Raw genomic sequence first — 15,199 nt, 5'->3', positions numbered from 1 at the left:
GCTTTCAACGACACGAACACCACTTCGCAGGAAGGAGCCATTCCATGGCTGACGCTTACATTTTCGACGCCGTGCGCACCCCGCGCGGCAAGGGCAAGAAGGACGGGTCTCTGCACGAGATCACGTCCCTGTCCCTGGCTTCCCAGGTGCTGGAAGCCCTGCGTGACCGCAACAACCTGGACACTAGCAAGGTCGACGACGTCATCCTGGGCTGCGTCGCCCCCGTCGGCGAGCAGGGCAGCGACATCGCCCGCACCGCCGTCCTGACCGCCGACTACGCCGAAAGCGTCGCCGGCGTGCAGATCAACCGCTTCTGCGCCTCGGGCCTGGAAGCCGTGAACATGGCCGCGGCCAAGGTCGCCTCGGGTGAAGCCCAGATGGCCATCGGCGGCGGTGTCGAGAGCATGAGCCGTGTGCCCATGGGCAGCGACGGCGGCGCCTGGCCGACCGACCCGTCCTCGGCCTTCAAGACCTATTTCGCCCCACAGGGCGTCTCGGCCGACCTGATCGCCTCGCTCTATGGCTTCAGCCGCGACGACGTCGACGCCTACGCCGTCGAGAGCCAGAAGCGCGCCGCCGCCTCGTGGGCCGATGGTCGCTTCAAGAAGTCGGTGATCGGCGTGAAGGACCAGCTGGGCCTGACCATCCTCGACCACGACGAGACCGTGCGCGGCTCGACCACCATGCAGACCCTGGCCTCGCTGAACCCGTCGTTCACGGGCATGGGCGAAATGGCCTTCGACGCCGTGGTCACCCAGCGCTATCCGCAGGTCGAGAAGATCAACCACGTCCACCATGCCGGCAACAGCTCGGGCATCGTCGACGGCGCCGCGGGCGTGCTGATCGGCACCAAGGAAATGGGCGAGGCCCTGGGCCTGAAGGCCCGCGGCCGCATCAAAGGCGCGGCCTCGATCGGCAGCGAACCCTCGATCATGCTGACCGGCCCCTCGCTGGTCACCGAAAAGCTGCTCAAGCGCCTGGGCATGAGCGTCAAGGACATCGACCTCTATGAGCTGAACGAGGCCTTCGCCGCCGTCGTCCTGCGCATGATGCAGGCGCTGGACATCCCGCACGACAAGATGAACGTCAACGGCGGCGCCATCGCCATGGGTCACCCCCTGGGCGCCACCGGCGCGATGCTGATCAGCACCATGCTCGACGAGCTGGAACGCTCGGACAAGGAAACCGCCCTGATCACCCTGTGCGTCGGCGCCGGCATGGGCACCGCCACCGTCATCGAACGCGTCTAAGGCTGAGGAGCTAACACCATGGAAAACTTCAAGATCGAGGTCGATTCCGACGGCGTGGCCCTGGTCACCTTCGACGTGCCCGGCCGCTCGATGAACACCCTGACCGCTTCGGTCATCAAGGAAATCGGCGAGGTGGTCGAGACCATCAAGTCGGACGCCGCCATCAAGGGCGCAGTCATCACCTCGGGCAAGACGACCGGCTTCTGCGCCGGCGCCGACCTCGGTGAGCTCGGTGGTTCGGGCGGCCTGGGTGGCGGCAAGCCGGGCGAAGAGGGCCTGAAAGCCGCCTTCGAGGCCGGCTTCGCGCTAAACAAGGCGTTCCGCGCCCTGGAGACCTGCGGCAAGCCGGTGGCCGCGGCCATCAACGGCCTGGCCATGGGCGGCGGCCTGGAGATCACCCTGGCCTGCCACTATCGCGTGGTCGCCGATAATCCGAAGATCCAGCTGGCCCTGCCGGAAGCCAAGGTCGGCCTGCTGCCGGGCGCCGGCGGCACCCAGCGCCTGCCGCGCCTGATGGGCGTGATGGCCGCCGCGCCGTACCTGCTGGAAGGCAAGTCGATGAAGCCGGCCGAGGCCCTGGCCAACAAGGTCGTGCACGAGGTCGTCCCGGCCGACCAGGTGGTGGAAGCCGCCAAGACCTGGGTCAAGACCAAGGGCGATCCCGTCGCCCCGTGGGACAAGAAGGACTTCAAGCTTCCGGGCGGCGGTCCCTACACCCCGACCGGCAGCCAGGTCTTCGTGATGGGCAACGCCATGCTGCGCAAGCAGACCTACGGCAACTACCCGGCCCAGCTGAACATCATGAAGGCGGTCTATGAGGGCACGCAGGTGCCGTTCGACGCCGCCCTGCGGATCGAGACCCGCTACTTCCTCAAGACCATGATGACGCCCCAGGCCAAGGGCATGATCCGCACCCTGTTCCTCTCCCTGCAGGAGCTGGGCAAGGGTTCGGGCCGTCCGGCCAACGTCCCGCACTATGACGTCAAGAAGGTCGCCGTCCTGGGCGCCGGCATGATGGGCGCGGGCATCGCCTATGTCCAAGCCATGGCCGGCATCGAGAGCGTGCTGATCGACCAGACGCAGGAAGCCGCCGACAAGGGCAAATCCTACGCCGAGGGCCTGGTCAAGAAGGCCGTCTCGCGCGGCAAGATGACCCAGGAAAAGGGCGACGCCATCCTCGCCCTGATCACCCCGACCACCGACTACAGCCTGGTCAAGGGCTCTGACCTGGTCGTGGAAGCCGTGTTCGAGAACCGCGACGTGAAGGCCGAGGTGACCAAGAAGGCCGAGGCCGAACTGGCCGACACCGCCATCTTCGGCTCCAACACCTCGACCCTGCCGATCACCGGCCTGGCCAAGGCCTCGGTGCGTCCGGCCTCGTTCATCGGCATCCACTTCTTCTCGCCGGTCGACAAGATGGGCCTGGTCGAGATCATCATGGGCCAGGAGACCAGCCAGGAAGCCCTGGCCAAGTCGATCGACTACGTCCTGAAGATCAAGAAGACCCCGATCGTCGTCAACGACAGCCGCGGCTTCTACACCAGCCGCTGCTTCGGCACCTTCGTGCAGGAAGGCCTGGAAATGATGGCCGAGGGCATCGCCCCCGCCATCATCGACAATGTCGGCCGCGCCACCGGCATGCCGCGCGGTCCGCTGGAGATGAACGACGACGTCGCCCTCGACCTCTCCTACAAGATCGGCGAGCAGACCAAGAAGGACCTCGGCGATAAGTACGAGGAGCGTCCGTTCGCCCCGGTTCTGGAAAAGATGGTCGTCGAGCTGGGCCGCCTCGGCCGCAAGAACGGCAAGGGCTTCTACGACTATCCGGAAGGCGGTCAGAAGAAGCTGTGGCCGGGTCTGGCCGAACTGGCGCCGGTGACCATCAAGGACGCCGACGCCAAGCTGATCGAAGAGATCCGCACCCGCCTGCTGTATCGCCAAGCCGTCGAGGCCGCCCGCTGCTTCGAGGAAGGCGTCATCGTCGACCCGCGCGAGGCCGATGTCGGCGCCATCCTGGGCTGGGGCTTCGCGCCCTGGACTGGCGGCCCGATCAGCCTGATCGACGGCGTCGGCGCCAAGGCCTTCGTCGAGACCTGCGACGCCCTCGCCCAGAAGTACGGCAAGCGCTTCGCGCCGCCGGCCCTGCTGCGCGAGATGGCCGAAAAGGGCGAGACCTTCTACGGTCGCTTCGGCGTCAAGGCGAAGGCGGCGGCGTAAAGCTTCCAGCCTCATCGCTGAAACAGGCAAAGGCCCGGTGGAAACATCGGGCCTTTTTCTTGTCCCGTACGGCCACGCTCGCGCCGCATCGCACGCATACCCATATCCAGCGCCGCAGCGCCTGGAGACATCATGAGTACGGCGATCGCCATCGGAACCTGGCGGCGCTCCTCACGACGGGATCTGCGGCGCAACCTCACGGCCCTGGGCGCGGTTCTGGCCGCTCACATCCTGGTGCTGCTGGCCCTGGTCTCCGGGGCGCGCTGGCTGCCGCAGCTGGTCGAGCCGCCGATCATCGAGGCGCAGCTGCTGGACGCGCCGTCCCGCCCTGTCGATACGTCCACGCCAGCCCCGGTCGCGCCGGTCCAAGTCCGGCCAAGCGCCGCCTCGCCCTTGCCGTCCTCGCCCACGATCATTCCGGCCCCGTCCGTGGCGGCCAGGCCCTCAGGCCCGCCAACCATCGTCGCCCCGCCCGGCTTCACCGCCCGCAAGCTGGTCGAGCAGAGCGATCAGACCCGCGAGAGCCTGCGCAAAAGCCTCGGTTGTCGGCACGAGAAGACCGTCGCCCTGAACCGCGACCAGAAGGCCGCCTGCGCCGAGGCCGACGGCCAGCGCTCGCGCACCGCCCCGATGTACGCCGCCATCGACCCGGACAAGAAAGCCGCCTTCGACGGCGACTGCGCCAAGGACGACGACTGGTGCCTCTACCGCGTCGGCAAGGGGCCCTATCCGGGGATCTTCGCCCTGGGCAAGAAGAAGAAGCGCAAGGGCTGGGACGACTGAGCGGCGCTTACGACTTGCTCACATCCATGCCCAGGGTCGGGCCGATGCCGTCCGGATGGTCGCCAAAATAGTGGCTCCCGCCCCGCTTTTTCGCCAGCGCTTCCAGGCGACCCCGCAGGCTGTCGTCCAGCTGCAAGGTCGGCCCGTCCGCCGGATCCTCGCCCTCATCCAATGGAATCGCCGCCGCGATCACCTGCCTCAACCGCTCCCCGAACCGCTCGTCGTCGGCGCTGCCTTCCTCTGGCGGTGAGTCGAGAAAGCTCATGACTTCCTCTAGGGCGGTATCGTCGTCGACGCGGTTGGGCATGCGGAACTCCTTCGAGACACGAACGAAGCCGTCGTGGCGAGAGTTCCTGATTTCAAAAAGGAAAGAAGAAGTGGTGCCGCCTAGGTGACTCGAACACCTGACCTACGCATTACGAATGCGCCGCTCTACCGGCTGAGCTAAGGCGGCCCACGCACCCCGAAGCAGGGCTTCAGGGCGAAGGGAGCGCCTATTTAGCGGCGCGCGAGCCGCTTGCCAAGCGCCGTCTTGCACCAGAATTGCGACGAGGCGCCGGCCCTCCCCCAAGAGGCCCTTCCGGCGGGTCCGAAATCGGCGGCGCGTCGAAGACGCCGGGATCGTCAGGGACGGGCATCAGGGCGCCGCCGGTCTCGGCCGCGCGAATGAACGGCGTCGACGCCGCGTAGTCGGCATAGGCCGAAGGCAGCTCGGGCAGGTCGTTCATCGTCCGCTCGCGGCGCTCGTGGCGTGGGTGGATCAGCTGGCCGGTCTCGCCATAGCTGCCCACCAGGCGGGCCCAGTCCTCGCGACGATAGGCGAAGGCGCGGCCCTCGGGGTCGAGGTCGGACCAGTCGGGCTCCTGCGGGGCCTCCACGCCGCGGGCGATCCAGGCGCGAGCCTCGTCGGCCTCGCCGTTGGCGGCGGCGACGCGGGCCATAAGACCGGCGAAACGGGCGGTCGGGGCCTCGGCGTCCAGCAGCCGGGCGGCGGCGCGGGCGGCGATGGGGTCGCCGCCAATCAGGGCGCTCTCGACACGCAGGATGCGGCTCTCGCGCGGCTCGGGCTTCATCGCGGCCAGGGCGGTCAGGCGTTGGGCGCGGACCTTGGGAGTCTCGTTGGTCTTCAGGTCGCGATAGGCTAGCCAAAGCGCCGGGTGCGGCTCGGCCTTCCAGGCGGTCTCGATCAGCTGGCCCGCCTTGGCGACCTTGCCATCGTCGGCCAGCAGGCGGGCGGCCATCACCACGCCGGGTGCGAAGTCGGGCTTCAGTTTCACCGACTGGGTCGCGAAGTCGAGCGCCTGGACGCGGGCCTTGGGCTCGGGGCTGTCTTCCAGGCTGGCGGCCGAAGCGGCCAGGAGCGCGGCGCGGCTGCGATCGGCGACGACCGGCGAGACGATCTTGCGTTCCAAAGCGCCCTGGACGAGATCCAGGGCCGCGGCCCAGTCACCGACCTCCAGCCGAGCTTCCAGCAGGGCGCGCCAGGCCCAGCGGGCGGTGCGCGCCAGGCCGTAGGCGGTCTCGGCGTGACGGAGGGCCGTCGGCCGGTCGCCCTCGGCCTGGGCCGCCTGAATCAGGCCGCGCAGGCCGGCCAGACGCATCTCGGGGAAGCCGAGCATGGCGTTGTAGGCGCTCTTGGCCGCGCCAAGGTCGCCGGCCGCCTCCGCGGCCTGGGCGGCGAGCACGCGGACCAGGGCCGGAGCGTCCTCGGCCAGTTCGGCCGACTTCTGGGCCAGTCGGCGAGCCTCGGAGCCGTCGCCGGCGGCGACCGCCAGGAAGCCGCGCGACAGAGCCTCGATCGCCGACTTGCGCTTGGCCTCCGCGCGAGCGCGGGCGGCCCGGCGCGGCGCCTCGACGATCCAGATCACGCCGCGCCACAGCAGGGTGAACGCCAACGCCGAGAACAGGGTCAGCAGGGCCGCGGCGGCGGCGGTCATCTCGATGCGCCAGCCCATCCATTCCAGAGCGGCGCGACCCGGCTCGCCGGTCAGGGCCAGGACGGTGACCGCGACGGCGGCGACGAGGAAGAGGGCGAAGGCGACGCGGGTCATGGCAGCCCCTCGGAGCCCGTCCGCGTGACACGAGACAGGCCGGTCAGGGCGTCGGCGCGGATGGCGGCGACGTGGCGGTCGATCTCGATGCGGCGGTTGGCGGCGTTGATCCACGGGGCCAGGACGACGCGGGCTGCGTCGGGCAGCGGGTCCAGCGCCTGGACCGCGCCCTCGACATCGCCGTCGTCGAGCAAGGCCTGGGCGCGGGCCAGCATGGCGTCGGGCGTCGAGCCGGTGGTCGAGCCGACGTGGCGGATCGAGACGATGCTGGAGAGGGCGTAGCGGATGCGCGAGAACAAGTCGGCGTCCGGACCGGGATTGCGCGAAGCGCTGGCGGCGCGGCCAGCCAGGGCGCTGAACTGCACGGCCAGGCCGGCGCGGGTCGGCGCGCCCTTGTCGGCCAGCTCGCTGAGCGCCCGCAGGTCGGGCGAGGGCGGCAGCACGCGCTGCAGGCCGGCCAGCTCCTGGCCGAACGGGCGCGAGGTCTCGGTGGCCTCCGCGAGCGCGGAAACCGCCAAGGCCGCCGCCGCCGCGGCGGTTACGCCCTTCTGGCTGTATTCGAGGGCGGCGATTCGGCCGTCCAGGCGCTCGAGATCGGCGGCCGGCGGGGCCACGGCGCTGGTCCCGGCGTCGACCGGCAGGGCCAAGCCCGTAGCGACGCGATCGGCGACCGCGTGCGGGCTCGGCTCGGCCGAGACCACGCCGTCAGTTGGGGCGGCCTTGATCTTGAACAGAGTCGGGCCGTAATGCGCGACGCCCGCGCCCAGGGCGATGCAGAGCACGCAGAGGATCAGCCAGATCCAGACGCCGGGTCCCATCACGCGGCGGCGGGCATACAGCGCCGGATCGCTGGGGGCGACGATTTCAGCGGGATCGGGAGCGGCGTTCATGACGTCCATTCGTGCCCCACGCCGCCGCGCTTCGCAACGGCGCGCTTGAGCGCGACAGCCAAAAGTGGCGTCCGGTTTTGGCGACCGTCGCGCTCTCCCTAGGAAATCAAGTCTGTCTGAACAGACAGACCTGTGGCGTTGAGCAGATCCAGCAACGCGGATTCGTCCGGACGCGGCGCGAAGGTCACAGACCCGGGTTCGGCGGCGTCGCGCAGAGGGGCGGCGACGGCCTTGGAGAGACACAGGAATCGCACGGCCGGCGCGGGCCGCTCACGCAGGATCGCCGCCAAGGCGCGGGCCGCGCGGGGCGAGTGCACAAGCACCGCCGCTGGCGCGTCCAGCCGCGCCAGAGTGTCATCGGAAGGGGCGCGCTCCAGCGTCTCGTAGACGGCCACGCCTCTGGCCATCACCCCGTGGCCGCGCAGCATGCCGACGAGATCGCCGGCCGGTTCCTTGGCCCCGGCCCACAGCACCGGTCCGGAAGCCCCGGCGGCGATCAGCGCGCACAGGTCCTCGACATCTCCGTCGGCGCTGGAGACCGACGCGAAGCCCTCGCCCTGCGCCGCCTTGGCCGTGGCCCGACCGACCGCGAACACCGGCAGGCCGCGTTCGTCCGACAGCCGCGCGAAGGCCTCGACCCCGTTGGCGCTGGTGAAGGCAAGCGCCGTAACGTGGGCGAGGTCCAACTCGGCGTCCAGGATTTCGACGGCCAGCAGAGGATCGACGATGGCCTCGAAGCCCAGGTCCCGCACGCGCTCGGCGGTGGCCAGGGCGCCGGGGCGGGCGCGGGTGATCCAGACCGGCGCGCCCGCGTCCACCGCGCTATTCCGGCAGCAGGATGGCGTCGCCGCCCGCGACGCGGACCTGGGCGCCCAGCTCCAGGCCCAGGGCGCGGGCGTCGGCGATATCATCCACCCCCGAAAGGGTTGTCTCGCCCTGCCGGCGGAAGCGCTGCGCGCCGTCCGGAGTCAGGGCCTCGACGATCAGGGTCAGGCGTGAACCATCCAGCACCGCGCGGGCGCCGATGGCCGTGCGACACGAGCCTTCCAGGGCGTAGAGCGCCCCGCGCTCGGCGGCGACGGCGAGCGTGGTTTCGCGGCAGCTGACGGCCTGCAGCCAGGGCGCGTGGGCGTCTTCGAGGCGGGTCTCGATGACCAACGCGCCTTGTCCAGGGGCCGGCGGAGCGGCCTCCGGGTCGAGCCAACTGCGGGTCAGGTGACCCAGGCCCAGGCGGTTCAGGCCCGACTGGGCCAGCAGGATGGCGTCGGCCTCGCCGCGCTCCAGCTTGGCCAGGCGGGTGTCGACATTGCCGCGCAGCATGATGATCTCGAGGTCGGGCCGCACGTGCAACGCCTGGGCCTGACGACGCAAGGACGCGGTGCCCAGGCGCGCGCCCTTGGGCAAGTCCTCCAGCCGCTCGGCGACATGGCTGATGAAGGCGTCGCGCGGATCCTCGCGCTCGGGTGTGGCGGCCAGGATCAGGCCCGGCGGCAGCTCGGCCGGCATGTCCTTCAGCGAATGGACCGCGCAGTCGATGCGACCGTCCAGCAGGGCCTCCTCGATCTCCTTGGTGAATAGCCCCTTGCCGCCGATCTCCATCAGGCGGCGGTCCTGGATGCGGTCGCCGCTGGTGATGATCGGGATCAGCGGAGCGGCGGCCTCGATCTCGGCCTGCGAGGCCCCCTTGGGGACACCCAGCGCGTGCGCGATCCGCGCCTGCATCAGCCCCGACTGGGCCAGGGAGAGCTTGGAGCCACGCGCGCCGATACGGATGGGAGGTTGCCGGGACACGGTCGGAACGTTACCTGCGGAGACAAGATTTCACCTTCGCTGCTACAGGAGCGGCGGGAAGCCCGCAACGAATGACTGTCCTTACGGATTCAACACTCACCATCCTCGGCCTGGAAACCAGCTGCGACGAGACCGCGGCCTCGGTCGTACGGCGCGCGCCGGACGGGACGGTTGAAGTGCTGTCGTCGGTCATCGGCACCCAGTTCGAGCAGCATGCGCCGTTCGGCGGCGTCGTGCCCGAGATCGCCGCCCGCGCCCACGTGGAGTCGATCGACGCCATCGCCGCCGAGGCCATGCGCGCCTCGGGCCTGACCTTCGACCAGTTGGACGGCGTGGCCGCCACGGCCGGTCCAGGCCTGGTCGGCGGGGTGATGGTCGGCCTGGCGTTCGGCAAGGCCGTGTCGCTGGCGCGGGGCGTGCCGCTGGTCGCCGTCAACCACCTGGAAGGCCACGCGGTCTCGGCCCGCCTCGGCGCCGACATCGCCTATCCGTTCCTGCTGCTGCTGGTCTCGGGCGGTCACTGCCAGTTGCTGGAGGTCTCCGGCGTCGGGGCCTGCAAGCGCCTGGGCACCACGATCGACGACGCGGCCGGCGAAGCCTTCGACAAGATCGCCAAGAGCCTGGGCCTGCCCTATCCGGGCGGTCCGGCCCTGGAGAAACTGGCGGTCGGCGGCGACGCGACCCGCTATAGCCTCCCCCGGGCCCTGCTGGGCCGCAAGGACTGCGACTTCTCGTTCTCGGGCCTGAAGACCGCCTCGGCGCGGATCGCCGAGACCCTGACCACCGACGACGAGCGCCGCGACCTGGCCGCCGCCGTCCAAGGCGCCATCGCCCGCCAGCTGTCCGAGCGGGTCGACCGGGCGATGAAGCTCTACAGGGATAGCCACGGCGCGGACGACCTGCGTTTTGTCGTCGCCGGCGGCGTGGCCGCCAATGGCGCGGTGCGCGCGGCCCTGCTGGCCGACTGCGAGAAGAACGGCTTTTCCTTCGCCGCGCCGCCGCTGGCCTATTGCACCGACAACGCCGCCATGATCGCCCTGGCGGGGGCCGAGCGGCTGGCCCTGGGGATCTTCGACGACCTCGACGCGGTCGCTCGACCGCGCTGGCCGCTGGACGAGGCCGCGGCGCTGGCCAACCCCGCCAACGCCTACGGACGCAAGGGAGCCAAGGCATGACCTTTAAGCACGTGGGCGTCATCGGCGCGGGCGCCTGGGGCACCGCCCTGGCCCAGGTCTGCGCTCGCGCCGGTCTGCAGGTCACCCTGCAGGCCCGCGAGCCCGAGGTCGTGACGGCCGTCAATGAGCGCCACGAGAACGCGGTGTTCCTGCCCGGCGTCGGACTGGAGCCTGGGATCACGGCCGTGACGGACCTGGCCGCCCTCGCCGACTGCGACCTGATCCTGGCCGTGGCCCCGGCCCAGCACCTGCGCGCCGCGCTGGCGGCCTTCGCCCCGCATCGTCAGGCCGGCGCGCCGATCGTGCTGTGCGCCAAGGGCGTCGAGCAGGGCACGCTGAAACTGATGACGGAGGTCGCCGCCGAGACCCTGCCGGGCGCACCGATCGCGGTCCTGTCGGGACCCAGCTTCGCCGGCGAGGTGGCCCGCAACCTTCCGGCCGCCGTCACCCTGGCCTGCGCGGACGAGGCCCTGGGCCGCGCCATCGCCGAGGCCATCGCCACCCCGACCTTCCGTCCCTATACGGCCAGCGATCTGATCGGCGCCGAGGCGGGCGGGGCGGTCAAGAACGTGTTGGCGATCGCCTGCGGCGTGGTCGAGGGCAAGGGTCTGGGCCGCAACGCCCACGCCTCGGTGATCACCCGGGGCTTCGCCGAACTGACCCGCCTGGCTGTGGCCCTGGGGGCAAAGCCGGAGACGCTGTCGGGTCTCTGCGGCCTGGGTGACCTCGTTTTGACCTGCTCCAGCCCGCAGTCGCGCAATATGAGCGTCGGCCTGGCGCTGGGCCGGGGCCTGACCCTGGAGCAGGCCCTGGCCGGCAAGGTATCCGTGGCCGAAGGCGTCGCCTCGGCCCCCGCCGTCCGCGCCCTGGCCCGCAAGGTCGGGGTCGAGGTTCCGATCTGCGAGGCCGTCGCCGCCATCCTGGACGGCGAGATCGAGGTCGACGCCGCCATCGCGCGCCTGCTGTCTCGCCCCCTGAAGTCTGAAATTTAAGAGCTATCAGAAACCTAAAAAGGACCGCCGCATGGCCCTCTTCGTCATCTACTGCAAGGATAAGCCCGGCGCGCTGGAGACGCGCATGGCCACTCGCCCGACCCATCTGGACTATCTGAACGGCGCGGGCCTGGTGAAGGCCGCCGGCCCGCTGCTGGATGACGCCGGCGCCCCGATCGGCTCGATGCTGATCGTCGAGGCGCAGGATCGCGCCGCCGCGCAGGCGTTCGTCGACAACGACCCCTACACCCTGGCCGGTATCTTCGAGAGCGTCGAGATCCAGGCCTGGCGCGTCGGCGTCGGCTCGCTCGGCTAGCTTGCGCGCCGACCCGGACAACCCCGCCCGCCCGGCCGCCGGCACGGTGCTCTGCGCGCTGGACGAGATCGCCTCGCCCGGCGCGAAGGGCTTCCGCTGGCGCGAGGGCGACGCGATGTTCGCCGGGTTCGTGGTCCGCAAGGACGAACGGGTGGTCGGCTATCTGGACAGCTGCCCGCACGCCGGCTGGCCGCTGGCCGGCTTCGCCGGCCGCTACCTGACCCGCGAGAACGACCTGATCCTGTGCGCGGGTCACGCGGCCCTGTTCAAGATCGAGGACGGGACCTGCGTGGCGGGCCCCTGCCCCGGCGACAAGCTGTTCCCCTGGCCGGTCGAGGTCCGCGACGGCCAGATCGTCGTCGCTTAAGACCTTTCCGGTACGGTCTCGCCAACGATCGCGAGGAACCGGATCATGGCCGCCGCCGACATGCACTTCGACGCCGAGACGGTCACCCACCGCGCCGGTCTCGCCAAGCTGCGCTCGCAGACCAAGATCAATCCGCGCCTGGCCTCGAACCTGGCCAAGTGCGGCTTCAAGAGCCTCGACACCCACAAGGGCTTCTCGACCTACGTCCTGCCCCAGATGCTGGAGCGGAGTGAACAGTTCGACCTGATCTACGTCGGCGGCATGATGGTGCTGGACGACTACTGGCACGACATCAGCGAGATCGGCGGACCGGGCGTGAAGCAGGCCGTCGATCAGTTCCACGCCGCCTTCGGCCGCTATTTCGAGGTCGCGGCCGTCTATCGTCAGGTCGCCCTGGTCAAGACCGCCGAAATCCCGCGCTAGATATCGCCGGTACGCGACACTATGTCGCCGGCTCGATACGGCCAAGGTTAAGGGCCGTTAGATAACTATCCCCGCATCCTGCCCCGCGAATTTGCGATGCGTCGCGGGGGAGATACCGATATGGCGTCCTTGGGTCAGAAGGTCATAGGAGCGGCCGCCGGCGCTGCGCTGCTGTGCGCGGCCACCGCCGGCACGGGCCTTTGGGTGGCGATGAGCCTCGACTCTGCCCTCACCCGCTCCGAGACCTCGGCCAAGATCCTGCGCCTGCACATGCATGCCGACATGATGCACGACGCTCTGCGCGCTGACGTCATGGGCGGGATCATGTCCTCCGACCCTGCCCTGGGCGTCGACATCAAGGCCGTCCAAGCGGATCTCGCCGAGCACATCCAGGCTTTCGAGAGCGACATCGCCGCGAGTGGCCAGTTGGCCCGCGATCCGGCGATCAAGGCCGCCCTCGCGGACGTCGAGGGCCCGTTGGCGACCTACATCGCCTCGGCCGACGCGATCGTCGGTCGAGCCGACACCGATGCGGCCGGCGCGCGCGCCGGGCTGCCCGACTTCTCCCGGCAGTTCTCCGCCCTCGAGACCAAGATGGAAGAGGCCTCGACCAAGATCGAGACCGCCGCCATCCGCGACGCCAAGGCCGCCAAGACGATAGGCCTGCTGGGCCAGGTGGTGATGGGCGCGCTGCTGCTGGTCGCCGCCGCCTTCGCCGCCATCCTGATGATCGCCGCCCAGAAGGGTCTGGTCGCGCCGCTGGTCGAGATTACCCGCGCCCTGCGCCGTCTGGCGGCCGGCGACCTGTCGGTAGTGTTGCCCGAAAAGCGCAGCCAGGACGAGATCGGCCAGATGGCCGAGGCCCTCCAGACCTTCCACGACACCGTCGAGGCCCGCCGCAAGGAGCTGGAAGCCGCAGACGTCCGCGACGCCCTGGAGATCGAGCGCGCCGAAGCCGAAGCGCGCCGCGACGAGGCCGAAGCCACTCAAAAGGCTGTGGTCGAGAGCCTGGCCGGCGCGTTGAGGTCGATGTCGGAGGGTGACCTGACGCAACGCCTGGAGCGTCCGTTTCCGGCCGGCTACGAACGGCTGCGCGTCGATTTCAACATCGCCGTCGAGAAGCTGTCGGGCGTGATCGCGGCGTCCCTGGAGGCTACCAGCATGATCCACGGCGGCGCGCGCGAGATCACGGACGCGGCCGACGATCTGTCCCGCCGCACCGAGCAACAGGCCGCCAGCCTGGAAGAGACGGCCGCCGCCCTGGACGAGATCACCTCGACCGTACGCCAGACCGCCGAGGGCGCCGACCGCGCCCGCGCCGTGGTCCAGCGCGCCCGGGACGCGGCCGGGGCCAGCGGCGACATCGTCGACCAGGCCGTCGGGGCCATGGGCGCGATCGAGAAGTCCTCCAGCCAGATCGGCCGGATCATCGGAGTGATCGACGAGATCGCCTTCCAGACCAACCTGCTGGCCCTGAACGCCGGGGTCGAGGCGGCCCGCGCGGGCGAGGCTGGCCGCGGCTTCGCCGTCGTGGCGCAGGAAGTCCGCGCGCTGGCCCAGCGGTCGGCCGACGCGGCCAAGGAGATCAAAAGCCTGATCGCCGCCAGCGCCGCCGAGGTCGACCAGGGCGTTGACTTCGTCGGCAAGGCCGGCGAGGCCCTGCGCGCCATCGCCGCCGAGGTCGAGCAGATTGACGGCCTGGTTCGCGCCATGGCCGCCTCGGCCCAGGAACAGGCCCGGGGCCTGGCCGAGGTCAATGTGGCCGTGAACCAGATGGATCAGGTGACCCAGCAGAACGCGGCCATGGTGGAAGAGACGACGGCGGCGAGCCATGCGCTGGCGCAGGAGGCCACGCGCCTGGCCCAGCGGATGGGCGAGCTGCGGATCGCGGATGAGACGGCGGAGCGTCGGGCGGCTTAAGCCGGCGAGTCCGCCGCCCAGTCTCCCGACTTGCCGCCGGTCTTTTCGAGCAGTCGCACGGCCTCGATGACCATGCCCTTCTCGGCGGCCTTCAGCATGTCGTAGATCGTCAGGCAGGCCACCGACGCCGCCGTCAGGGCCTCCATCTCGACGCCCGTCGGTCCCGTGGTCTTGACCCGCGCCGTCACCGACAATCCGCCCTCGGCCGGCTCGACCTCGACCACCACCTTCGACAGCGCCAGCGGGTGGCACAACGGGATCAGATCCGAGGTCTTCTTCGCGGCCATCACCCCGGCCAGTTCGGCCACCGCGCGGACGTCGCCCTTGCGGCCCGAACCCGACACCGCCAGAGCCAGGGTCTCCGCGCGCATCCGCACGAAGCCGGTCGCCACCGCCTCGCGCGCCGTCGCCGGCTTGTCGGAGACGTCGACCATGCGGGCTCGGCCCTGCTCGTCGATGTGGGTGAGCTTGCTCACTGCTCGAGAAGCCTCGGCATCAGCTCGACCATGTTGCAGGGCTTGTGGCGGCTGTCCAATTGCGCGGAGATGACCTTGTCCCAGCCATCGCGCACCGCGCCGTTGCTGCCCGGCAGACAGAAGACGAAGACGCCGTCGATCAGCCCGGCCGTGGCCCGCGACTGCAAGGTCGACAGACCCACCGATGCGTAGCTGACCAGGTGGAAGATCACCGAGAAGCCGTCGATCTTCTTGTCGAACAACGGCTCCAGGGCCTGGGGGGTGACGTCCCGGCCGGTCAGGCCGGTGCCGCCGGTGGTGACGATGGCGTCGACGGCCTTGGCGTCTATCCAGTCGCGGACCTGCCGGCGGATCTGCTCGACATCGTCGCGGACCACCGCCCGGCCGCCCAGGTCGTGGCCAGCGGCCTTGACGCGGTCGACCAGGATCTGGCCCGAGGTGTCGCTCTCCTCGTCGCGGGTGTCGGAGATGGTCAGCACGGCCACGCGGACCGGCTTGAACGGAAGGTCCGGCTTGATCCCGCCGCCCGGCTTCAGCGCTTCGGTCAT

At 70.0% G+C, this 15,199-nt stretch carries 16 protein-coding genes and 1 tRNA gene; 9 read left to right on the top strand and 8 right to left on the bottom strand.

Annotated features, from left to right (window positions below; genetic code table 11):
• Positions 1 to 44 precede the first annotated feature (44 nt).
• From AC1RNC_RS16500 to AC1RNC_RS16490, 3 genes are all read left to right on the top strand, one after another.
• On the top strand, positions 45 to 1,250 hold the full coding sequence (locus AC1RNC_RS16500; protein WP_492887417.1) for an acetyl-CoA C-acetyltransferase: 1,206 nt from the start codon (positions 45 to 47) through the stop codon (positions 1,248 to 1,250).
• 18 nt (positions 1,251 to 1,268) lie between these two features.
• Positions 1,269 to 3,467: a 3-hydroxyacyl-CoA dehydrogenase NAD-binding domain-containing protein gene (locus AC1RNC_RS16495; protein ID WP_492887416.1), complete on the top strand. Its 2,199-nt coding sequence runs from the start codon at positions 1,269 to 1,271 to the stop codon at positions 3,465 to 3,467.
• Positions 3,468 to 3,599: 132 nt separating this feature from the next.
• Positions 3,600 to 4,250 carry a hypothetical protein gene (locus AC1RNC_RS16490; RefSeq protein WP_492887415.1) on the top strand — a complete coding sequence of 217 codons (651 nt, stop codon included), beginning with the start codon at positions 3,600 to 3,602 and terminating at the stop codon, positions 4,248 to 4,250.
• A gap of 7 nt (positions 4,251 to 4,257) precedes the next feature.
• Here the strand turns inward: AC1RNC_RS16490 and AC1RNC_RS16485 are convergent, their stop codons facing one another.
• The 6 genes from AC1RNC_RS16485 to hemC all read right to left on the bottom strand — a co-directional run bounded on the left by AC1RNC_RS16485 (position 4,258) and on the right by hemC (position 8,982).
• Positions 4,258 to 4,557 (bottom strand): hypothetical protein, encoded by a 300-nt coding sequence (locus AC1RNC_RS16485; RefSeq protein WP_492887414.1) that lies wholly within the window; start codon positions 4,555 to 4,557, stop codon positions 4,258 to 4,260.
• 71 nt (positions 4,558 to 4,628) lie between these two features.
• Positions 4,629 to 4,704 (bottom strand) — tRNA-Thr (locus AC1RNC_RS16480).
• Between the two features lie 40 nt (positions 4,705 to 4,744).
• Positions 4,745 to 6,301 (bottom strand): heme biosynthesis protein HemY, encoded by a 1,557-nt coding sequence (locus tag AC1RNC_RS16475; protein ID WP_492887413.1) that lies wholly within the window; start codon positions 6,299 to 6,301, stop codon positions 4,745 to 4,747.
• Entirely contained in the window at positions 6,298 to 7,191 is an 894-nt protein-coding gene (locus AC1RNC_RS16470; RefSeq protein WP_492887412.1) for a COG4223 family protein, read from the bottom strand. Before AC1RNC_RS16470 ends, AC1RNC_RS16475 begins: the two co-directional genes overlap by 4 nt.
• 98 nt (positions 7,192 to 7,289) lie before the next feature.
• On the bottom strand, positions 7,290 to 8,009 hold the full coding sequence (locus tag AC1RNC_RS16465) for a uroporphyrinogen-III synthase (RefSeq protein ID WP_492887411.1): 720 nt from the start codon (positions 8,007 to 8,009) through the stop codon (positions 7,290 to 7,292).
• 4 nt (positions 8,010 to 8,013) lie between these two features.
• Positions 8,014 to 8,982 (bottom strand): hydroxymethylbilane synthase, encoded by a 969-nt coding sequence (gene hemC, locus AC1RNC_RS16460; RefSeq protein ID WP_492887410.1) that lies wholly within the window; start codon positions 8,980 to 8,982, stop codon positions 8,014 to 8,016.
• Between the two features lie 71 nt (positions 8,983 to 9,053).
• On the opposite strand from hemC, the gene tsaD reads away from it, so the two are divergent.
• The 6 genes from tsaD to AC1RNC_RS16430 all read left to right on the top strand — a co-directional run bounded on the left by tsaD (position 9,054) and on the right by AC1RNC_RS16430 (position 14,175).
• The gene (gene tsaD / locus AC1RNC_RS16455; RefSeq protein WP_492887409.1) at positions 9,054 to 10,157 is read left to right on the top strand and encodes a tRNA (adenosine(37)-N6)-threonylcarbamoyltransferase complex transferase subunit TsaD; all 1,104 of its coding nucleotides are present in this window, start codon (positions 9,054 to 9,056) and stop codon (positions 10,155 to 10,157) included.
• On the top strand, positions 10,154 to 11,149 hold the full coding sequence (locus AC1RNC_RS16450; protein WP_492887408.1) for an NAD(P)H-dependent glycerol-3-phosphate dehydrogenase: 996 nt from the start codon (positions 10,154 to 10,156) through the stop codon (positions 11,147 to 11,149). The genes tsaD and AC1RNC_RS16450 overlap by 4 nt, the downstream gene beginning before the upstream one ends.
• 31 nt (positions 11,150 to 11,180) lie before the next feature.
• On the top strand, positions 11,181 to 11,465 hold the full coding sequence (locus AC1RNC_RS16445; protein ID WP_492887407.1) for a YciI family protein: 285 nt from the start codon (positions 11,181 to 11,183) through the stop codon (positions 11,463 to 11,465).
• Position 11,466: 1 nt separating this feature from the next.
• Positions 11,467 to 11,832 carry a Rieske (2Fe-2S) protein gene (locus AC1RNC_RS16440; protein ID WP_492887406.1) on the top strand — a complete coding sequence of 122 codons (366 nt, stop codon included), beginning with the start codon at positions 11,467 to 11,469 and terminating at the stop codon, positions 11,830 to 11,832.
• A 45-nt stretch (positions 11,833 to 11,877) separates the two neighbouring features.
• The gene (locus tag AC1RNC_RS16435; RefSeq protein ID WP_492887405.1) at positions 11,878 to 12,255 is read left to right on the top strand and encodes a hypothetical protein; all 378 of its coding nucleotides are present in this window, start codon (positions 11,878 to 11,880) and stop codon (positions 12,253 to 12,255) included.
• A gap of 120 nt (positions 12,256 to 12,375) precedes the next feature.
• Positions 12,376 to 14,175, top strand: a complete 1,800-nt coding sequence (locus tag AC1RNC_RS16430) for a methyl-accepting chemotaxis protein (RefSeq protein ID WP_492887404.1) — start codon at positions 12,376 to 12,378, stop codon at positions 14,173 to 14,175.
• Here AC1RNC_RS16430 and moaC read toward each other — a convergent pair.
• Positions 14,172 to 14,651 (bottom strand): cyclic pyranopterin monophosphate synthase MoaC, encoded by a 480-nt coding sequence (moaC, locus tag AC1RNC_RS16425; protein WP_492887403.1) that lies wholly within the window; start codon positions 14,649 to 14,651, stop codon positions 14,172 to 14,174. The two genes, AC1RNC_RS16430 and moaC, sit on opposite strands and share 4 nt — an antisense overlap.
• Positions 14,648 to 15,199, bottom strand: coding sequence for a molybdenum cofactor biosynthesis protein B (gene moaB / locus AC1RNC_RS16420; protein WP_492887402.1), 552 nt, complete (start codon positions 15,197 to 15,199; stop codon positions 14,648 to 14,650). Before moaB ends, moaC begins: the two co-directional genes overlap by 4 nt.

Source organism: Caulobacter sp. GW822-FHT01G02, from assembly GCF_058802865.1.
Note: the sequence above shows the minus strand (reverse complement) of the source record. Positions and strands in the feature narration are given on the sequence as shown.